The organism is Streptomyces sp. CNQ085 (assembly GCF_022614595.1).
Classification (GTDB): domain Bacteria; phylum Actinomycetota; class Actinomycetes; order Streptomycetales; family Streptomycetaceae; genus Streptomyces.
Map to the genome: position 1 here is coordinate 1 of NZ_JAJFAU010000093.1, position 19,785 is coordinate 19,785.

Below are 19,785 nucleotides of genomic sequence, written 5' to 3' on the forward strand. Positions count from 1 at the left end.
AGCGCGTCCCGGTCCGGGTCGGCGTAGACGGCCACACTCGCGATCCCGGCGTCCCGGCAGGCCCGGGCGACCCGGACAGCGATTTCACCGCGATTGGCGATGAGCACCTTGCGCACGATGGCTTCTCCTGACTCACTCGGAACCCACGCTCCGAAAGCCTCTGTGGGATGGTCCGGGAAACAGCTCGTCGGATTCCCCACGAGCTTGCTCAACGGACGACGGCCGCTTCAATACGGTCCTGTTCAGAAAAGAGTCAGGTTTTCACAAGTCGACGCAGTCAGAATTTCCCGGTCTCAGGACGTGCCGCAGGCGTGATGCGTGCTCATCCGGTGAGACCGAGTTCGCGTAGAGCGTCGGCGGGGTGGTTGCGGTAGTGGTCGTGGGCGGCGGCGCTGTTGGTCCATCCGGCGAGGTGGGCGAGGCTGATCGCCAGGCTGCGGAAGGTTGCCAGGGCCCGGGGCAGGCTGCCGGTGCGGGCGCGGCTTGCGTCCTCGCCGAATGAGCACGCATCACGCCTGGGTCGCGCGCAGTGTCCGCGCGTACCACGCCGCGCATTCCGAGAAATCGGTCTCGAAGTCCGGGCCGGGGTCGTAGCCAAGGTCCGACCAGAGCGAGGTGCTGTCGAACCAGTGGTCGGAGGTCAGCATGTCCAACCCGTTCGGTGACTGCCCCTGTGCCTCCAGCAGGGCACGGGCCCGCAGGACGTCGAACTCCTGTGCTGGCCACGGCAACGATGCGCATTCCGCCACCGTACGCAGGAGAACGTCCGCGACGACGGGCGCCGGATGGGTCGCATGATACACGGACGCCGTCAGGGCCGATGCGGGAGCGAGGCCGGTACCGAGCAGGAGGCGGGCCAGCTCCTGCACGGAGACTATGGACATCAGGGCGGTCCTGTTCACCACGACGCCGGGCAGGGCTCGCAGGATCCGGGCGATGCCCGGCACCACCCAGGTATCACCTTCGCCGTAGACGAGGTGCGGACGCAGGACGACCCCGCCCGCCGCGAGGACCGCGTCCTCGGCTCGGGCCCGGGTCCGGGAGGTGGGTGAGCCCGGATCACGCACCAGGTCCCCGGGACTGGCGTTGCGGAAGGTGCCGCGACCGTAGACCGAGGCCGTGCTGAGATAGACTATACGGGCGACTCCGGCACGCCGGGCCTCTTCCGCCAGGGCAGCAGTGCCACGTGTATTCACGGACTCGTTGGCCTGGGGCGTTCCCCCGATCTGCGAAGCGCAGTGCAGCAGCACATCCACTCCGTCGCATACCCCGTGCAGTGATCGGAGGTCTGCGAGATCGGCACGCACGACACTGCCGGCGGGTACTGAGGCGGGCAGGGGCCGACGGTGCGTCATCAGCTTCAGGGAAAAGACACCTCGCCGCACGGCTTCACGAACGACGTGACCGCCGACGAAGCCGGTCGCCCCCGTGATCATGACAGTGGCCACGCCGTCCCCCTTCAACGGCCGGGCCGAGTCTGTACGTCACGAGGCCTGAGCACCAGGTCGGCGGTGAAGAGAGTCTGTGCCTCCTGCGTCCCTCGAACACGCACCGGGATGTCGCCGGTCACGCCGGGACGTTCGGGGTGCGCCTCTATCAGACAGGGGGCGTCGAGTTCGGCGTAGCGTGTGAAGGCACTCTCGAGGCCGAGCAGGAGGGCGTCCGGCAAGCCGGTGGCGGCATAGGCGGCTTGCCGAGCCGCCTCGATCAGCACCATGCCGGGGGTGTGGTCGACCGGGTGGTCGAAGAAGACCGGGTGTTCCGTGTCGACACGTAATTGCCAGAGGTTCTCCCGTCCCCTTCCGGAAGAGGAGAGTACGACGTTCCCCGGGCAGGTGCGGCCGACCTCGGCCGGATCGATCGCCGGAGGCAGGGCGCGGCCGGTCATGACGGGGCGGTCACCGCGCAACCTCCGGTGCACAGCCGGGCTGGTGCAACTGAAGCTCGCACGGGCAGCGGCCAGGGGCGCCCCCTCGCGCCACACGGAAACGTCGTAGCGCATCCTCGCGATGGTCCGCCCACGGCGGACGATGTCGTGGCACATGATCCGCAGTTCGACCTCGGTAGGGGTCGAGCCCGCTACGAGCGCGTCGGGGTGGGCGGAGAAGGAGATGTCCCACATCAGGAACTGATATCCGAGGGGGACCCCGTACTCGGCGTGGGCCAGCAGTGAACCGGCCTGCCGGACCGACTCGATCAGCAGCAGTGGGTCCTGGTAGCCACCAACCGGGGTGAAGAAGGAGTGCCCACGCGGCCACTGCGCTCTGACCACGAATGAGTCGGCCTGGTCGGAGGCGTCGGGGCCCCAATCGATGAGGAGTACTTCCGACACGGCGGCACGGTGGACGTACTCTCGCGGAACCGTCGTGGTGAGCAGGGCCTGTGGTGTGGCCGCGGGCCCTGCGGCGAGGAGACCTGTGGCCTGACTGTCGGCACGAGGAGCTTCGGGGGGTACGCGGGACGGCATGCGCGGGGCTCCTGTTCCTCTCCGGGGGCGGTGACCCAGCAGGCGTCGTGAACCTGTGACCTCCATCCTGGCCACAAGCTGTTATCACGCCCAAGATACAGACGAGTCGGTAAGGTTTTTCAAGCAAGAGCATGTCTCACGTGGTGGGTTCGGGGCGGCATGATGGGTGGCCGTGAGTGCTGATCTGTCGCAGCGGCTGGTTCCCGGCGTGCTGTGGGAGCTGGCGGCTCCGCTGTTGCCGAAGTTCACGTCCCGGCCGCAGGGCGGTGGGACCGCCCCGGTGGACGAGCGGGCCGCCTTCACCGCCGTGGTGTACGTGTTGACCAGCGGGTGCGCCTGGCGGCATCTGCCGGAGACCTTCGGCGTCTCCCCGGCCACCGCGCACCGCCGGTTCACGCTCTGGACCGGGGCCGGGGTGTGGCGCCGGCTGCACCGGGCAGTGCTGGACGAGCTCGGGGCCCGCGGTGAGGTGGACTGGAGCGCGGCGATCGTGGACGCGGCGAGTGCGCGGGCGAGAAAGGGGGCTCGCTGACCGGGCGCAATCCGGTCGACCGGGGCGGCAAGAAGGGCGGCAAGCTCCACGTCCTGTCCGACGCCCGGGGCCTGCCCCCGGGCGTGAACGTCCACGACAGCCAGGCGCTCCCGCCGCTGGTGATGGGCATCCCCGCCGTCCGCTCCCGGCGCGGCCCGCGCAGACGCCGCCCCGGCGGGCTCCGCGCCGACAAGGCCTACCACTTTCCGCCGAGAAGCCGGCGTGGCTGCGCGAGCGGGGCACCGTCCCGCGCATCGCCCGGTCCGGCATCGAGTCCGGCGAACGGCTCGGGCGGCACCGCTGGAAGATCGAGCGGTCGATCTCCTGGCTCCTCGGCCACCAGCGCCTCACCGTCTGGTATGAGCGCAAGGGCAGCCACTTCCTGGCCTTCCCCGGCCTCGCGGCCGCCCTGACCTGCTACAAGAAACTCGCCCAACTCACCATATGAGACAAGCTCTGAATCTTGAACAACCTGTGTACCCTACCGCAACGGGTCACGACTCCGGGACCTGTCGGCCGACGACCCGAAGGACTGACTCCGGAACACGAAGGAGCTGGTGAGCGGGCCGGCAGCCCCTGAACGACGGCTGCGATCGACACCGAGGCGAAGCACCTGCGCCGCCGCCCGGCGCACCCCACGAACGGCATCATTCGGCCGCGGTTCTCCGCCCGAGCCCTGCAACTCTCCACCAGAGTGAGTTTCCAAGCAGACCTGTCTGTTCTTGGAGAGATCACCATCGGCGGCGGCTCTTATACCAGCGCACCGCCGCGACCGGCCGAAGAGATGTAAAAGCCTCTTAAAAGTGCGGTTACAGGATTCCCCGGGGAGCGAGCACGCGAACCGGAACAGCGTACTTGTGAGACATACATCACATTGAAATCATACAAGTATGCTTGTTAGTTTCGGCGAACGAGATCATCCAGGAACTCGGCGACATCCTGTGCCCCAGGAGGAGCAGATGAGTCGACAGATCGTGGATTCACTCGAACCGTCCGCCGAGCGGCAGCGTCCACCGCGCTCCGGACCCCACCCCCGCTTCCGACGGCGAAGCGGATCGACACCGGAAAGCCCCGCCACCCCGCGCGCGTCCTCGTCGTCGAGAACGATGCACAGGCAGCCGAATCGCTGGCCGAGGGGCTGCGCCGGAACAGTTACCTGGCCGACTGTGTTGCCACCGGCGCCAGGGCGTTACAGGCCTACCGCTACGCCGACCTGGTCCTGCTCGATCTCGACCTGCCGGACCTGGACGGTTTGGAGGTCTGCCGCAGCATTCGAGCGGTGTGCGACACCCCGGTGATCACCGTCACCGCCCGCGGCACCGAACTCGATCGGGTACTCGGGCTCCAGGCCGGTTCGGACGACTACGTGGTCAAGCCATACGGTTTCCGCGAGCTGCTTGCTCGGATTGAAGCCGTCATGCGCAGAGCCGGTCCCCAGCGATCCACCCCACGGATCATCACGCACGGACCACTCCGCATCGACGCCGTCACTCGCGAGGTCCAGTTGGACGGACACCTTGTGGAGCTGACCCGCAAGGAGTTCGACCTGCTTCACCTGCTCGCCTCCCAGCCCGAAGCCGTCGTCTCCCGCAGGCAGTTGATGATCCAGATCTGGGACGACGCCTGGTCCCACCGCGGACGCACCATCGACACCCATGTCAGCAGTCTACGGAGCAAGCTCGGGTCGAGCAGTTGGATCGTCACGGTCCGTGGAGTCGGCTTCCGTATCGGCCATCCTTGACTCTCACCGAGCACCCCGCTATCACATCCCGTGCGGCGAGTCCCGATCTGACACCGCCCCCTCCGAACCGATGGTATACAGGTAAGTATGCTTGTTTTCACCGCTCGATGAAGGAAGCTGGATGGCCCGGCAGGAACGTGGAACACGATCGAGGCGCTCGATCCTGAAAGCCGCCGCGCAGGTATTCGACGAACGCGGGTACGAAGCAGCGAGCACCACCGAGATCCTCACGCGAACCGGGCTGACGAGGGGCGCTCTCTACCACCACTTCCCCTCCAAGGAAGCATTGGCCGCCGCGCTCGTGGCCGCACAGAGCGAGGCTCTGGTACCGCCGGACCAGCCGGTGAAGCTACAGGCGACCATCGACCTCACCATGGAGTTCGCACACCGTTTACAGCACGACTCGATACTGCGCGCCAGTGTGCGGCTCGTCCTGGAACGGACATCCTTCTCGTGTCCGGCGCAGACGCCATACGACCAGGCGAGCGCCGCGATTCTGGGCCTCTTGAGCCAGGCGGAGCAGCAGGGCGAGCTCCTGCCGGGCGTGGACATCCACGAAGCCGCCTCGGTCATCGTCGGGGCCTTCACCGGCCTGCAGGTGGTGTCCCAGGTCTACAGCAACCGGCAGGACCTCCCCGAGCGTATCTCCGCGTTGTGGCGGTACCTGCTGCCCGGAATCGCCGTGGCAGGCATAATCGGAGCGTTGCGGATCGTTCCCCGCGATCCGTCACCGGAGAGCCAGCCGGAGAACCCCGGCGCGCGTATGATTCCCCAGGGCCCCGCAGCTCACCGAACAGCCACGCCATGCGTTCGTTCCCTGCTCACCCCGCCCGGCGAGAAGGAAGAAACACAGCGGTCACCGGATCCGACCGGAAGCCCCATCACCTCTCCCATGCCACCGGCATGAATCGGCACTCCGGTCCGGCCGCGCCCGCGGCCGGACCGAGCGGCCGTCACATCGCCGCCGCACCCCGAGTACGGCCCCCTGTGCGCGGCCGCCGACCCAGTGACGGGGCGGAACGGGAGCGTAGCCGCCCTACACTCCCTTGCCCGCGTCCATCTCCTCACGCTTCCCGAACGCCCACAGGAAGGTGTCGACGGCGGCGCGAGCCACCTCTCTGAGCTCGGGGTCGTCGACCCAACGCGTTCCCATCCGGGATCGGGCCTCCATCGGGCCCGTCAGCAGGGCCAGGAACTGCTCGGCCATCCGCGCGGGATCCTCGGCGCGCAGCCGGCCGACGAGCACCAGTCGGGCCAGTCGGTCCGCCAGGGCCTGGGCGAGACGGTGGGGTCCGCTCCGGCTGAGGACGTCAAGCATGTCGGGGAACCGAGCAATCTCCGAGTGGAGCAACCGCCGCAACGCACACGAACGGGCGCCGCGGTGCAGGCGGAGCAGGTCGCATCCGACACGCTCCAGCACGTCCCGCAGGTCCTCCCCCGGCTCGAACAGCGACTCGAGGACGGTCAGCCCCTCGTTCAGTTCGTCCTGCGCGACTGCTTCCATCGCGTGCCGGAAGAGAGTGGCCTTGTCACTGAGGTGGTTGTACACCGTGGGCTTGGCCACGCCCGCCTCGTCGGCGATCTCCTGCACGCACGCCTGAGCGTATCCCTGACGAGCGAACACGGTGAACGCGCCGTCCAGGATCGCCTGCCGCTTGTCGATCCGTCCGCGTGATGTGGTTGCCACGAGGCCGATTTTACCCCTTGGTCCATCCTTCTGGCCCATCGCGTTACACTTAAACCAATTTGAAAGGTAGCCTGAACCAGGAGGTTCAAAAAACAGCCTCGTGTCACACGGGGATTCGGTCAACGTTCCCCGCGGCCGCCACGGCCCCCGGCGTCACCCCGAGGAAACCACCGCGTGGAAGGGCACCATCGATGAAGACACTCGTGATCACCGGAGGAACCGACGGGATGGGCAAGGCTCTCGCACTCGAGTACCTGGGCCGCGGCGACACCGTTACCATCGTCGGCCGTGACGAGAACAAGGCGAGGAGCGTCCCGGGAGCCGTTTTCATCCGGGCGGACCTGAGCCTGCTGAGTGAGAACAGGCGAGTGGTCAAGGAGATCAACTCCGCGTTCCCCACCGTGGACGCCCTCGTCCTGTGCGCCAGGTTCTTCCGCGCGACCCGGTGGGAGACCTCCGAGGGCATCGAGGGTACCTTCGCCCTGGAGTACCTGAGCCGCTTCCTTCTCAGCCACGGTCTGAACACCCCCCGGGTCATCGTCAACGTGTCGGGCCCCGGCGTCCCGATGGGGCGCATCCACTGGGACGACCTCATGCTCAAGCGTGGTTACGACGGAGTGACGGCCCAGATGCAGGCAGGCCGGGCCAACGACCTGCTCGGGGTCTCGTATGCCGCCCAGAACGCGGCGGGCCCCACACGGTACGTGTTGCTCAACCCCGGCGCGGTCTCCACCGGCTTCTGCGGCGAGTACGACGCCGCGACCGCCGCCCACGTCGCCTCGCTCAAGAAGTACGGCCAGCCGGTCGGCGAAGGGATCGTTCCCGTTATCGCCCGCATCGACACTCCGCCTGCCGAACCGCTCAGCGCCTTCGTGCAGGACGAGCCGATGAGCCTGGACCATCCGTCCTTCGACTCCAGCGCTGCGGCCCGGCTCCACGAGCTCACCCTCCAGCTCGTCCGATGACATGGCGGTGAGCTTCTCCGGGAAGATCTCGAGGTGCTCGAAGACCGTGTCGACCACTCCTGCGGCGGTGTCCCCGTTACCGCGTTCACGGCATTCGCCGATCACGCCCGTCGAGAGGGCAGGCCCGAGGTCCGGACACCATGGTCGGAGCGGATCGCGTTCCCGGCTGTCGGTCGACGGTTGCCGACGACCATGCTGAGGCCGTCGGCGCCCGGGCCGGCGGTCCGGGTAGGGGCGATGGACCAGCCGACCACCGGGCGCCGGTGGGTGCCCCAGGACAACTACGCAGTACACCATGTCCTCCCGACAGGGTGTAACGCAGGCCGGCCATGGCCCTGAGGGCGGTGCCGGTGCGGACGTGGTGTGCGCTCTCGGTGGCGTCTGCTTGCCCGGCTGTGGGGTCGGTGACGGCGTAGACGCGCTCGACACGAAGGCGAGGGGATGGCGGCGGCCCTTGCGGCGCGGATCGGGCACCGCGGCGAGACAGTCCAGCAGGCCGAGATGTTCCCCGGGCACGGGAGGCCGGGCAACAGCGAGCTGGCCCAGACCGGCAGGGATGGGCGACGATGAGCGGTCAGGCACGGTCTTCCGTTGTGGTGATCAGGGACTCGACACCTCGCGATCACCCGCATGAATCGCCATCAAGTCGGTCAGACCGCCTGAACGACGCCGCCCCGGCTGCTGGACGCATGAGAAGACCTCATTGAGGGTTTTCCAACCTGTCCCGTGAAGCCGGTAATTGGTATGCAGACGTAGAGGTCGGGTGGCCCGTAGGGGTCTCACCTCCGGGCTCCCACAGATCCCGGCGTGACAGTCTCCCGTCACCGGGCTCTTCTCAACCTCGCCGTCAGAACTCCGGGACCCATCGCCAGTGCGCGAAGAAGCGCGGGTACTGGCGGGTCGTGCGCTTCCAGGCCGCGTGCGCCTTGGTGAAGGTCCTCAGCCGTCTGTACTTCTTCCTCATCCAGCGCACCAGGTAGACGTTGATGCGCCTGAGCAGCGGATACAGCTCCGACCGGTAGAAGCGGCCGTAGTAGTTCATCCATCCCGACACGATCGGGTTGAGCCATCGTGCGAGGTCCTGCTCGGAGAGGGAGGTGTGGCGGTGCAGTCTCCAGGACCACACCGTCTCGCTCATCTCCCGCATGGCGGCCTTGGAGACCGCCGGACCGAAGCCCGTGAACACGGTCCCCTGCCTGCTGCGGACCGCCCGCGCCCGGAACGTGAACCCCAGGAAGTCGAACGCCGTGTGCTCGAAGGAGCCCTGACGCTTCCCGTCCTCGCAGTACACGATCCGGGTCTTGTCCGGATGGAGCCGCAGCCCGACCTGTTCCATCCGCTCACCGATCGCCGCCACCAGCATCTGAGCCTGGCGCTCGCTACGGCAGTGCACCACCGCGTCATCGACGTACCGCTCGAACGACACCGCCGGGAACCGTCGGGCCATCCACTCGTCGAACGCGTAGTGCAGGAACACGTTGGCCAGCACGGGAGAGACCGCTGACCCTTGAGGGGTTCCCCGGTCCCGTTCGGTCTGCGAGCCGTCGGATCGTTGCAGCGGGGCGGCAAGCCACCGCTTCACATACAACAAGACCCAGGGCTGGTCGGTGTTGGCCTCGACCGCCTTGACGATCAGGTCCCGGGCGACGCTGTCGAAGAACTTCTGAATGTCGAGGTCGACCACCCAGTCGTTGCCCCAGCAGCGCTCCCGGCACCTGGCCACCGCGTCCAGCGCCGACCGACCCGGCCGATACCCGTAGGAGTCGGGATGGAACTTCGGTTCCACCGCCTGTTCCAACCGGGCGGCCACGACGGTCTGCGCGATCCGGTCCGCGACGGTCGGCACCCCCAGAACCCGGATGCCCTCGCCATGCGCCTTCGGGATCTCCACCGCCAGGCCTTCTTGATCCCCACCTGACGTCTCACGGACGCCTTTTCCCTCCCGCTCACCACGACAGTCTTCAGCTAACGCAGCGGAGGGCGGTTTGAAGCCTCCTCCCGAAAGGCGGCTCCGAAGGGCCGAACATCCTTCATCTCCCGTGCAGCACCACGCTCAACCAGCCGCTACCACCGCCGATCTCCCGCGTTCGTGGCACACAAACTCCTGGTAGACGGGTGAGTGTCGAGTCCATGCCGTCCTGCCGGGAGCTTCCGCGTGCCTGTCCACCCGTGCGGCGCCGACGTGTCCAGCTCTGCCCTACGCTTCCCCTCCTCCTGTATCCGTCAACGATGCCGGGAGCTCGGTACCAGGTGGCGGCACCTGAGCCCGGAGCGGCAGGCACTCCTCGCGCTCGCCCACCTCCGCAACGGCCACCCGTACGCCCGGCTCGCAGCCGGGTCCGCTGGTCGGGACCACCATCGCCCACCGCTACATCACCGAGGCCGTCGCGTCCGCCACCATCCGCAGGATGGAGACCGCCGAGGTCGCGCTGAAGATCCCCTACGTGCGTCTACTGCTGGAGGCCTACGGGGTCGCCGACTGCGATGCCGATGCCTTCGTCACGCTGGCCGAGGGGGCCAACAGGCCCGGCTGGTGGCAGCGGTTCCGCGATGTGCTGCCGGACTGGTTCAGCCTCCACGTCTCCCTGGAGAGTTCCGCCAGGGTGATCCGGGCCTACGAGCCGCAGGTCGTCCCCGGCCTGCTGCAGACCGAGGAGTACGCCGGGCACATCCTGCGCAGGGGCTCGGCCGGCCGGACCACCGACGGCGGCGAGGTCGAACGGCACGTGGCACTGCGCATGGAGCGCCAGCACCTGCTCACCCGCGCGGACGCCCCGCGTCTGTGGGTCCTGCTGGAGGAGACGGCGCTGCGCCGCCCCGTGGGCCCGCCGCAGGTTGTGCGGGCCCAGGTCGACAGGTTGCTGGAGGAGGCCGAGCGACCGAACGTCACCCTGCAGATCACGGAGTTCTCCTCCGGCTTCCACCCGGGCACTCACGGGCCGTTCGTCCTCTTCCGCTTCGGGCTCCCCGAACTCCCTGACACGGTCTACGTGGAGTACCTCACCGGCGCCGTCTACCTGGACGAGCGCACCGAGGTCGCCTCCCACCTCGAACTCCTGGACCATATGTCGGCCCAGGCGGCAACGGCACGACGCACGAAGGAGATCCTCCGGGATTTCCGCGAGGAGCTCTGAGACGGACCACGTATACAACGGCATGCGCGCCGGCGGACTCGGCGCCGAGGGCCGGCACAGGCCATGGAGCGGCGGCAACTGCCTGGAGGCGAGGAGGCTGCCCGACGGCCGGGTCGCCATCCGCCAGTCCACCGCCCCGGACGGTCCCGCGCTGATCTGCACACCCGGCGAGATCGGCGCGTTCATCCGGGGTGCCAGGGCGGGAGAGGCGGACTTCCTCCTCTCCTGAACCCCGCGGGCCCCCGGCCCGGCCGGCTCCAGGCCCGCCTGCCGTCCGGGGCCCGCTCACCCGCCCGGTCCGCACGACCCGACGGCCGCTCACACAGACGTGAAGGACACACGCATGGCTGACGACATGAGTCGGGCACGGAGCCGGTCGGCCCGGGAACCGGTCGAGATCGACACCTCCACCCCCGGCATCGTCCACGCCTACGACGCCACGCTGTACCGCGCGGACCCCGCGAAACACCTCGCCCCGCCGATGACGCGCCCCGCGGCACGCTGACTTCCGGACGACCACCCGGGCACGGATGAGTACGGCTACTCAGGCGCCGCCGGGCGCGCCCGGCGAGGATGAGGTCCGCCGCCCCTTCGGGCGCCCGGCGTCCGGCGTCCGGCGTCCGGCGTCCGGCGGACACACCGAAACCACGCAGGAGTACCCGGAGGAGCCCGCCGTGCTCAGCACCGTCGCCCGCACCGTCGTCCCCGCCCTCGGCCGTCTGCGGGTCACCTCCGACCCCGGCGCCGAGCTCGCGCCCGGCAGCATCGTCGCCGCCAACCACACCTCCCTGGTCGATCCCGGCGTGGTCCTGGCCGCCCTGCACCGCCTGGACACCAGGCCCGTGGTGCTGGCGACCGCCGGGCTGTGGCGGATACCCGGCTTGCGGCAGGCCCTCGTCCGTGACGGGCACGTGCCGGTGCACCGGGGCACCGAACGGGCCGCCGCCTCACTGGAGGGCGCCGCCGCCGCGCTCGCGGCGGGCCGGATCGTACTCATCTACGGCGAGGGCGGTCTGCCGCGCCGCGCGGACTCCGGCGAGGCCGAGCCCGGCCCGTTCCGCAGCGGGCTGGCCCGGCTGGCGCTGACCACCGGCGCCCCGGTGGTCCCCCTGGGGCAGGCCGGCTCCCGCCGCATCAGCTCCGGGTCCACCGCCAAGCAGGTCGCCGGGTTCGTCACCGCCCCGCTACGCCGTCCCGGCGTACACGTCCACATCGGCGAGCCGGTCCGGCTGTCGGGTGACGTGGTCACGGCCACCGCCCACGCCCGCCGGGCGGTCATCGCCGCCTGGCGGATCGCGGCGGCGCGGGCCGGCCACCCCGTCCGCCGGCACGGGGACTTCACGGCGACCGCCTGAGCCGCGCGCGGCTCCCCACCGACCGGAAGCCGCCCGAACCGGGAATCGCCGCCGTCCACGAATCCCGGCTTCCGGCGCCCCGGGGTCCGGAACCGGTGTCCACCGGGCGGAATGACGGCGTTCCGCCACGGTGCGGCAAAACGGCCCGCCGTGCCTCCCCGTTCCGGTACGGGATTACCCGAAGAAGGTTTCCGCACCGGGTGGTTCACCGGGTGTCACGTACGGTTGGCCCTGTGAGGAACATGCCACGTTCCGGATCACCCACCGGATTGTTTTCCCCTCCTTCCGGCCGGGGCCGGCCGGAAGGAGGGGAAGCGTCGAGAGGGCGGGTGTCTTTCGACCACGTGGCCGCCCCTGTGGCAGAGCGCGCCTTTCGGCGGCCCGCTCCGGAGAGGGGCCGCCGAAAGGCGCGCCGTGCGACGGGCCGATCACCGGCCGCCGCCTGCCTGAAAGGCCTGTTACCGGGTCAGGCGTGGACGTGGCGGCGGTTGCCGCGGCCGGTCACGGCCCGGTAGACGGCCAGAACGATGACCGATCCGATGATGGCGGCGATCCAGGTGGAGAGATCGAAGAATCCGTCGATCGAGTCGACGCCGAATATCACCTTGCCGAGGAAGCCGCCGAGAAGGCCGCCCACAATACCGATCAGCATCGTGACGAGGATGCCGCCCGGGTCCTTGCCCGGCATGAGGGCTTTGGCGATCGCTCCGGCGAGCAGACCGATGAGAATCCACGCGATGATGCCCATGTCTGGGTACCTCCTTGTCGTCTTCAGAGAACCGCATTGCCATGAACTCGCCAGCCAAACAGAGGAGTTTTCCGGAACGCGGCGGAAGACGCGCGGAACAGGGCCTCCTTCGCACCGGCTGCTCGCCCGCCCGTACGGCACCGGCCTCGCACCGGTGCCGCATCGATGCGCGGCCGGTCAGGCCGCCTGCCGCACCTGCCGCGTGCTCGGTCCGGCGCTTTCGCCGCCCGGCTCCGGCTCCGGAACACCCGCGGGCCGGCGGGGTATGGCGAAGGCCACCAGCCCGCCCAGCGCGGTGACCGCCGCGCCGATCCACAGGGCGGGCCGCACACCGTCCACGAAATCCTGCGGGGAGAGGTAGCCGCCGTGGGCCGCGAAGACCGTGCCCAGGACCGCCACTCCCAGGGTGCCGCCGATCTCCCGGGCGGTGCTGTTGGCGCCGGATGCCTTGCCGTGCTCCGTCTTGCGCACGGAGGCCAGGACCACCGTGGCCGCGGGGGCGAAGGTCAGCCCCATACCGACGCCCGCGAGGGCCATCGGCGCCACCAGGTGGGAGTAGGGGGTGTCGGTGGTGGCCACCAGGTTGATCCAGACCAGGCCGCCCGCCTGGAGCAGCAGGCCCATGCCCATGAGCCGGCCGCCGCCCACCCGTTCGGTGAGCATGCCCGCCAACGGCGCCACGAACATCGGCATCAGGGTCCAGGAGAGGGTGAGCACACCGGCGTGCAGCGGGGTGCGGGGAGGCGCGATCTGCAGATACTGCGCCAGCAGGAAGATGGAGCCGAAGACCCCGAAGTACATGGCGGCGGAGACGACGTTGGTGAGGGTGAAGGCGCGGACCCGGTAGAAGCGCAGCGGCAGCAGCGGGGCCTTGGTGCGCCGCTCCCAGAGGGTGAACAGCGCGAGCAGCACCACGCCCGCGGCCAGGGCGAGGAGCACCCGGCCGTCACTCCAGCCGTGGGTCTCGCCGTTGACGATGCCCCAGACCAGGGCGAGAAGCCCGGCGGTGACCAGCAGCATGCCCTCGACGTCGATGCGGGACCGCTCACCGCGGCTCTCCTTGAGGACGAGCAGCGCCAGCGGTACCGCGACCAGTCCGACCGGCACGTTGATCCAGAAGATCCACTGCCAGTCGAGGCCCTCCACGACCGCACCGCCCACCACCGGGCCGAGCGCGACGGCGGTGCCGCTGACCGCGCTCCACAGCCCCACGGCCAGACCGCGCAGCCGGTCCGGCACCGCGGCGGACAGCAGGGTCAGCGACAGCGGCATGACCGCGGCGGCTCCCAGCCCCTGGAGGGCGCGGAAGGCGATGAGCTGGCCGCTGGTCTCGGACAGCCCGCAGCCGACGGAGGCCAGTGTGAAGACGACGATACCCAGGACGAAGAACCGGCGGCGGCCGTAGCGGTCGCCCAGGCCCGCGCAGACCAGCAGGAAGCAGGCGAAGCCCAGGGTGTAGGCGTTGACGAACCACTGCAGGTCCTGGGCGCTCGCCGAGAGGTCCTGCTGGAGGGTCCGCAGCGCGGTGGAGACCACCAGGTTGTCCAGGGCGGTCATGAACATCGGCAGGGAGCAGGCGACGATCGCGAGCCACAGCGGCGTGCGCCCGGCAGCCGGTGCGGGTGGTGCGGCGGTGGACATGGGGTTCTCCCGTCAGGGTGGTCGGGCGGTGGGTGCGGGCGGGTCAGGACTTCCGGGCCCGTTCCTCGGCCAGTCGGGCCCGGGCGTCCTCCCAGGAGATGGGAAGCCGCTCGGCGGGGACGGTCCAGAAGACGAAGTGGGACTCGCTCATGGTGGGCCGCAGCCGCTTCATGATCGAGTTGTGGGGTTCGGCCTTGGCGTAGGCGTACAACGCCTCCTTGCTCTCCCAGGCCGAGAGGGTCCAGAAGACGCCGCGGCCGAGCTGGGCGATGAGCGAGGCCCCGAAGGCCCCGGGGGACCGGCGGACCTGTCGCCAGGACACCAGAGAGAACCAGAAGAAGCGCGGGACGTGCCGCAGGGAGGCGACCTCCAGCCGGGAGGCCATGACGACCGCTTCGTCGGCGGGGTCGGCCGGGCTGATCGTGGTCCAGGGGAGCTTCGGCATGGCGCGGGATCCTTGACTCGCGGGCAGGGCGCGCGGGCGTCACCTGCGGGGTGGCGATAGTGACACTATCCACTATCGATAGTGGCACGTTACACTTTCCATGTCCACACGCGGCACGTGCCGCGTCCGCCGCAGAAATCGAGGAATCCCGTGAGGATGTCCGAGCTGAGCCGCCGCAGCGGCGTCCCCATTCCGACGATCAAGTTCTACCTGCGGGAAGGGCTGCTGCGGCCCGGCCGGGCGACCGCCAGCAACCAGGCGGAGTACGAGGAGGACCACCTGCGCCGGTTGCGCCTGGTCAGAGCGCTGACCACGCTCGGTGGCCTCTCGGTGGCCGCCACCAGGGAAGTCCTCGAAGCGGTCGGCGAGCCGCTCGGACGGTACAAGACCCTCGGCGTCACGCACTACGCCCTGCGGTCGCCGGTGACCGCGGAGCCGGACGGGAGAGACACGGAGGAGCAGGACGCCGCCGACGGCAGCACGGCCGAGGTGGAGCGGCTCGTCGAGCGGATGGGCTGGACCGTCACCGAGCAGTCGCCGCTGCGCGGAGCGCTGGCCACCGGGCTGCGTGCGCTGCGCGAGGTCGGCGCCGACTACGGTGCCGACGAACTGGCCCCCTACGCCGAACTGGCCGCCGCCACCGCACGGCTGGACCTGGACCAGCTCGCCGGGATCGAGGACCGCATCGACATCGCCGAACGTGCCCTGGTCCTGACCGTCCTGATGGAGCCGGTCCTGGCCACCCTGCGCCGGATGGCGCAGGAGAACGAGGCCGCGCGGCGGTACGCCGATCAGGACGGGGACGACCGGGACGGGGACGACCGGAGCGGCGGCGCCGGCGGGTGAGTCACCGGCCGGCACCGGCCACCACCGTGCGCGGGTCGAGGTAGCGCGGCCGGGGGGCGGACCACGGGCCGCATCCGTCGTCGTCCCGCCGCACCGCCACCGCCAGCCGGTGCCCGCCGGACACCGACAGCAGGGCGAAGCGCCAGCGCGCGGCCGCGTCCGGCGGTACCGACGGGTCCTCCAGCACGACCTGGCCGTGATCGTCCGGACCGAGCCGGAACCCGTCGAAGCGGTGCTGGAACCCCAGCCCCAGGGCCTTGGTGTACGCCTCCTTCAGCACCCACAGGTCGGTGAACTCCCGCGCCCGCCGCCCGGGGGGCAGCGCGGCCAGCAGCTCCCGCTCCGCGGGTGCCAGCCATCGCTGCCCGTACCGGAGTGCCGGCCCGGACACCTCCGCCCGCTCCACGTCCAGCCCGCACGGACCCTCCCGGCTCACCAGGCAGCCGATGAGGCCGGAGGTGTGGGAGACGCTGAACCGCACCCCGTGCGGACCGGGGTCCAGCTCGGGCCGGCCCAGCGCGCCGCGGACGAACCGCAGCGCGGCCGGGGGCTGGCCCAGCAGCTCCCCCAACACCGTGCGGCACAGCAGCCGCGCGCCCAGGAAGCGCCGCCGCCCGGCCGGCGGGCGGAGCCGCTCCAGGCGGCGCCGCTCGTCGGCGCTGAGCAGTCCGGCGGCGTACCGGGCCACCTCCGCGTCCACCGACTCCTCGGCCAGCAGCCACAGCTGTGTCCGCTGGTCCGCCCGGCCGGCCCCCTCCCCCGGCCGGGCCGTCCGTGCCTCTGTCACTCGGGCCCCGGCATGGAGGCTCGGACGGGAACGGGCCGGGCGGAGAACAGCCGCGGCGCGGTGTGCAGACCGCGCAGCACCTCCATCACCCGGTCCACGGTCTCCGGGTCGGTCACCGTCTCGGTGGGGTGGAACAGCCGCCACACCCTCTCCAGGGAGAGCAGCAGCACCGCGCCGTCGGGGAACCCGTCGCCGAACGCCCGGGACGAACCGGTGGCCAGCTGCACCGAGGCGGCGGCCGCGTGCAGGGCGCAGTAGCGCTCGGTCAGCCGGAACAGCTCGGCCGAGGACCCGTATCCGCGCCCCCGGGACCGCTTGAGCAGATCCAGTTCGGCCCGCAGCCGGGCGAACTCCCCCGACAGCCGTACCGCCAGGTCCGCCGCGCGGCCCAGCCAGTCCCGCTGACGCTCGTCCTCGTGCCGGGCCGCCATCGCCCGCAACCGCTCCACCGCCACCGGCAGCGAGACCACCGTGTCGTCGCGGCCACGGCTGACCAGCAGCTGCCGGTGCGGTTCCCACACCGGCAGCGGGGCGTCCGCGTCGTACACCGCGAGCACGCGCTCCGCGGCCTCGGCACGGGACGCGTCGTCCGCCGAGACCGCCGCCGTCAGCAGTCCGTCGAGCTGGGCGCCGACGCTCTTGAGGTTGACCACCGTGTTGCCGTCGACGAAGTGCACCGCCAGCAGGTCGCGCAGCATTTTCTGGTAGATGCCGTAGTGCGGGTGGTCGCGCAGGTACTGGCGGGCGCCCAGCACCACCGACAGCTGCGCCATCGTGCGGTCCATCAGCGTGGGCACGAAGTACTTCACGACCGAGGAGAAGACGCTGGTCTGCTCCGGTATCACCTGCAGGGAGCGCACCGCCGCGGTGGAGACCGCGTCGGCCAGCATCACGTCGGCGAAGGACTCGGCGAGCTGGCGCCGCGAGTAGGGGATGTCGGCGACCTTCCGGCCGAAGATCGAGCGCTGCTCGGCGAAGTCCAGCGTCACCCGCAGCGCGGTGTCCACCGCGCCCAGCGCGATCGCGCAGATCACCGTGCGGGCCACCTGGGCGCCCTGGAGTGCCAGTTCGAGCCCCTGCCCCTCGGCTCCGATCCGGCACTCCTCGGGTACGAACACCCCCTCCAGCCGGATGCCGCTCATGTCGATGGCCCGCAGCCCGTGGAGGCGCTCGGCCGGCAGCGGCATCACCGAACCGGCCGGGCAGCGGCGCTTGTCCACCGCGAAGACCGACCACCCGCCCGGCCCGCCCCTCGGATCGGTGCGGGCCTGAACGCTGACCACGTCGGCCACCGTGGCATTGCCGATCAGCCACTTCTCACCGGTCAGCACATAGCCGCCGGGGACCTTCTCGGCCCGCATCTCGTTGGCGAGGATGTCGCTGCCGTGCTCGCGCTCGGTCAGCCCCCAGGCCATCCGCCCGCCGTGGTTGATCGCGTCGACCGCGGCGCGGCCCTGCTCGTCGGTGGCGGCGATCCAGGTCGGCATGAACGCCACGTTGGTGATCATCAGCGCGGTGGCGGTGGTCGGGTCCCGGCGGGCCACCAGCCGCACGAGCTGGAAGCCGGCCTCCACGTCGCCCGCCCGCCCGCCCCACCGCTCGGGCAGGCAGTAGAGGTGCAGTCCCCAGTCCTGCAGCAGACTCACCATCCGATGGGGGTACTGCTCGCGCTCGTCGTGCTCCAGGATCCGGGCGAACGGCATCCGCGAGCGGTCGTCGTGCGGGTCGCCCAGGTGGTCCTCCAACTCCCCAGCCAGGGAGGTGAGTTTGCTCGCGTTCATACCACTGCTCCTTCCAGGGGGCGGGTCATGCGGACGCTCCCGGCGCCGGCGCGGGCCCGCCGTGTGCCAGGGGCAGGGCGGCGGCGGAGAACAGCCGATCGGCCTCGTGCAGCGGCAGCACGGTGGCCAGGACCGCCTCCGCGTCCTCCTCCGGCAGCGGGGAGGGGCGGCCGGCGGCTCGGGCCGTCAGTACCGTCAGGGCGGCCGTGAGCCAGCCGGGGTCGCCCGCGGGCGCGTCGTACAGCCGGTGGTCGCGGTTGTGCCACCACAGCAGCAGGCAGCTCGCGGCGGCGTGCACCCAGCACAGCCGCGCGGCCAGGTCCTGGTCGCGCAGCGGGTCGGCGCCCCGACGGGCGCGCAGGGCGTGCCCCAGCCAGGAAGCGGCCCGCTCCAGCCGGGTGACGGCCTGCGCGGCCCGCCGCTCGTCCGTCTTCTCCAGCACCTCCCGGGCGCGGGCGGCCAGCGCCGGCACCGCGCTCAGGACCGGGTCCGCGCCGCGGTCGGACAGCGCCAGGCGGTCCAGGTCCGGCTCGGGCAGCGACTCGGACAGCGTGCACGTCCGGGCCAGGGTGCCGGGGAACCCGTCCGCCGTGTCCGGGCCCGCGCCCGTAGCGGGCGGTGCGGCGGTCAGCCGGGCGAAGTGGGCGGCGACCAGGCGCAGGTTGGCGGTGGGGCTGGTGTCGATGTGGCGGACGACGAGGTTGTCCCTGCGCAGCGTGTCGAAGGCCGCGTACGGCCCGTCGCGCAGCACTCCGCGGCTGCCAAGCACGTCCGCGCAGCGCGCCAGCGCCTCCTCGCAGGTGTCGGTGAGGACCTTCTTCGCCACGCTCGACCACAGGCTCTGGGCGGCGGGCAGGGTGTGCAGACCGCGGGCGGTGGTCAGCGCCACCGCGTCCGCGGCCAGCAGCAGGGCCGCGGCGGTGGCCAGGTCGCGCCGGACGCCCGGGTGCGCCAGCGCCGTACGGCCGGCCACGACGTGGGCGGCGGCGAAGTCCAGCGTCAGGCGCAGGCCGGTGTCGGCGCACCCCAGGTTGGCCGCCGTGCTCATGGTGCGGACCACCTGCATGGCCTTCATCGCGGTCTCCAGCCCCCGGCCCACACCGCCGACCAGTGCCTCGCGCGGCACGGTGAGACCGTCGAAGCGGAAACCGGCCAGGTCGGCACCGCGCATGCCCGTCGGACGGCGGGTGTCGCGGCGGGTCGCGGCGGCCTGTTCCCCGTCCAGCAGCAGCGCGGAGAAGGCGGCCGGGCCGCGTCCGCCGGTGCGGGCCACCACCAGCAGCCCGTCGCACCTTCCGCCGAGCCCGACCAGCCACTTCTCGCCGGTGAGCGCGTAGCCGCCGGGGACTTCCTCGGCCCGTGTGTCGTTGGCGAGCAGATCGCTGCCGTGGTCGGCCTCGGAGAGCGCGAAGCCGAGCGAGCCGCCCTCACGCAGCAGGTCCACGACGTGCTCACACTGCCGCCGGGAGCCGGCGATCAGCACGCAGGTGGCCGCGGTGATGCCGAACATGGTGGCTGGCATGATCGCCGCGTCCCGGCGGGCGGCGGTCCTCACCAGCATCAGCGTGGCGTCCAGCGCCTCCAGGGTGCCGCCGAGGGCGGCCGGTACGAAGGCGGTGCGCAGCCTCGGCCCGGCCTGCGCGGCCAGGCCGGCCC

The 19,785-nt window shown here is 70.6% G+C and carries 19 protein-coding genes and 2 pseudogenes; 10 read left to right on the forward strand and 11 right to left on the reverse strand.

Annotation, left to right across the window (positions count from 1 at the left end; translation table 11 throughout):
- The 3 genes from LJ221_RS23480 to LJ221_RS16000 all read right to left on the reverse strand — a co-directional run.
- Positions 1-116, reverse strand: a 116-nt coding sequence (locus LJ221_RS23480) for a biotin carboxylase N-terminal domain-containing protein (protein WP_141708051.1), incomplete at its 3' end; no start/stop codon positions are given.
- A 393-nt stretch (positions 117-509) separates the two neighbouring features.
- On the reverse strand, positions 510-1,436 hold the full coding sequence (locus LJ221_RS15995; protein ID WP_241717412.1) for an NAD(P)-dependent oxidoreductase: 927 nt from the start codon (positions 1,434-1,436) through the stop codon (positions 510-512).
- Between the two features lie 23 nt (positions 1,437-1,459).
- A complete protein-coding gene (locus LJ221_RS16000; protein WP_241717413.1) occupies positions 1,460-2,332 on the reverse strand; it encodes a ScbA/BarX family gamma-butyrolactone biosynthesis protein in 873 nt (290 codons plus the stop codon).
- A 307-nt stretch (positions 2,333-2,639) separates the two neighbouring features.
- Between LJ221_RS16000 and LJ221_RS16005 the strand changes: the two are divergent.
- The 3 genes and pseudogenes from LJ221_RS16005 to LJ221_RS16015 all read left to right on the forward strand — a co-directional run bounded on the left by LJ221_RS16005 (position 2,640) and on the right by LJ221_RS16015 (position 5,647).
- Positions 2,640-3,447, forward strand: a pseudogene (locus LJ221_RS16005) (IS5 family transposase).
- A 690-nt stretch (positions 3,448-4,137) separates the two neighbouring features.
- Entirely contained in the window at positions 4,138-4,740 is a 603-nt protein-coding gene (locus LJ221_RS16010) for a response regulator transcription factor (protein ID WP_374228475.1), read from the forward strand.
- A gap of 121 nt (positions 4,741-4,861) precedes the next feature.
- A complete protein-coding gene (locus LJ221_RS16015) occupies positions 4,862-5,647 on the forward strand; it encodes a ScbR family autoregulator-binding transcription factor (RefSeq protein ID WP_241717414.1) in 786 nt (261 codons plus the stop codon).
- Positions 5,648-5,776: 129 nt separating this feature from the next.
- On the opposite strand, the gene LJ221_RS16020 is transcribed toward LJ221_RS16015, so the two are convergent.
- Positions 5,777-6,466 (reverse strand): TetR/AcrR family transcriptional regulator, encoded by a 690-nt coding sequence (locus LJ221_RS16020; protein ID WP_374228474.1) that lies wholly within the window; start codon positions 6,464-6,466, stop codon positions 5,777-5,779.
- A gap of 152 nt (positions 6,467-6,618) precedes the next feature.
- Here LJ221_RS16020 and LJ221_RS16025 point away from each other — a divergent pair, with 152 nt between their 5' ends.
- Both LJ221_RS16025 and LJ221_RS23485 read left to right on the forward strand, forming a co-directional pair.
- Entirely contained in the window at positions 6,619-7,392 is a 774-nt protein-coding gene (locus LJ221_RS16025) for an SDR family NAD(P)-dependent oxidoreductase (RefSeq protein ID WP_241717416.1), read from the forward strand.
- Positions 7,393-7,833: 441 nt separating this feature from the next.
- The gene (locus tag LJ221_RS23485) at positions 7,834-7,962 is read left to right on the forward strand and encodes a hypothetical protein (protein WP_302852013.1); all 129 of its coding nucleotides are present in this window, start codon (positions 7,834-7,836) and stop codon (positions 7,960-7,962) included.
- Between the two features lie 277 nt (positions 7,963-8,239).
- Here LJ221_RS23485 and ltrA read toward each other — a convergent pair whose 3' ends face one another.
- A complete protein-coding gene (gene ltrA, locus LJ221_RS16030) occupies positions 8,240-9,283 on the reverse strand; it encodes a group II intron reverse transcriptase/maturase (protein ID WP_241717417.1) in 1,044 nt (347 codons plus the stop codon).
- A 264-nt stretch (positions 9,284-9,547) separates the two neighbouring features.
- Here ltrA and LJ221_RS16035 point away from each other — a divergent pair.
- The 4 genes and pseudogenes from LJ221_RS16035 to LJ221_RS16050 all read left to right on the forward strand — a co-directional run bounded on the left by LJ221_RS16035 (position 9,548) and on the right by LJ221_RS16050 (position 11,881).
- Positions 9,548-10,526 (forward strand): annotated as a pseudogene (locus LJ221_RS16035) (Scr1 family TA system antitoxin-like transcriptional regulator).
- Between the two features lie 22 nt (positions 10,527-10,548).
- Positions 10,549-10,755 carry a DUF397 domain-containing protein gene (locus LJ221_RS16040; protein WP_241717418.1) on the forward strand — a complete coding sequence of 69 codons (207 nt, stop codon included), beginning with the start codon at positions 10,549-10,551 and terminating at the stop codon, positions 10,753-10,755.
- A 114-nt stretch (positions 10,756-10,869) separates the two neighbouring features.
- Entirely contained in the window at positions 10,870-11,031 is a 162-nt protein-coding gene (locus LJ221_RS16045; RefSeq protein WP_241717419.1) for a hypothetical protein, read from the forward strand.
- Positions 11,032-11,200: 169 nt separating this feature from the next.
- Entirely contained in the window at positions 11,201-11,881 is a 681-nt protein-coding gene (locus LJ221_RS16050) for a lysophospholipid acyltransferase family protein (protein WP_241717420.1), read from the forward strand.
- Between the two features lie 466 nt (positions 11,882-12,347).
- Here LJ221_RS16050 and LJ221_RS16055 read toward each other — a convergent pair whose 3' ends face one another.
- From LJ221_RS16055 to LJ221_RS16065, 3 genes are all read right to left on the reverse strand, one after another.
- Positions 12,348-12,629: a GlsB/YeaQ/YmgE family stress response membrane protein gene (locus LJ221_RS16055; protein ID WP_093850170.1), complete on the reverse strand. Its 282-nt coding sequence runs from the start codon at positions 12,627-12,629 to the stop codon at positions 12,348-12,350.
- 177 nt (positions 12,630-12,806) lie between these two features.
- A complete protein-coding gene (locus tag LJ221_RS16060) occupies positions 12,807-14,270 on the reverse strand; it encodes an MFS transporter (protein ID WP_241717421.1) in 1,464 nt (487 codons plus the stop codon).
- Between the two features lie 43 nt (positions 14,271-14,313).
- Positions 14,314-14,715 (reverse strand): DUF3291 domain-containing protein, encoded by a 402-nt coding sequence (locus LJ221_RS16065; RefSeq protein WP_241717422.1) that lies wholly within the window; start codon positions 14,713-14,715, stop codon positions 14,314-14,316.
- A 156-nt stretch (positions 14,716-14,871) separates the two neighbouring features.
- On the opposite strand from LJ221_RS16065, the gene LJ221_RS16070 reads away from it, so the two are divergent.
- On the forward strand, positions 14,872-15,561 hold the full coding sequence (locus tag LJ221_RS16070) for a MerR family transcriptional regulator (RefSeq protein WP_247720101.1): 690 nt from the start codon (positions 14,872-14,874) through the stop codon (positions 15,559-15,561).
- Position 15,562: 1 nt separating this feature from the next.
- Here LJ221_RS16070 and LJ221_RS16075 read toward each other — a convergent pair whose 3' ends face one another.
- The 3 genes from LJ221_RS16075 to LJ221_RS23490 all read right to left on the reverse strand — a co-directional run.
- Positions 15,563-16,348: a 4'-phosphopantetheinyl transferase superfamily protein gene (locus LJ221_RS16075; protein WP_241717424.1), complete on the reverse strand. Its 786-nt coding sequence runs from the start codon at positions 16,346-16,348 to the stop codon at positions 15,563-15,565.
- Complete coding sequence (locus tag LJ221_RS16080; protein WP_241717425.1) at positions 16,345-18,129, reverse strand: acyl-CoA dehydrogenase family protein; 1,785 nt, start codon at positions 18,127-18,129, stop codon at positions 16,345-16,347. The genes LJ221_RS16075 and LJ221_RS16080 overlap by 4 nt, the downstream gene beginning before the upstream one ends.
- A gap of 25 nt (positions 18,130-18,154) precedes the next feature.
- The coding region (locus LJ221_RS23490) for an acyl-CoA dehydrogenase family protein (protein ID WP_302852014.1) at positions 18,155-19,785 on the reverse strand (1,631 nt) is incomplete at its 5' end.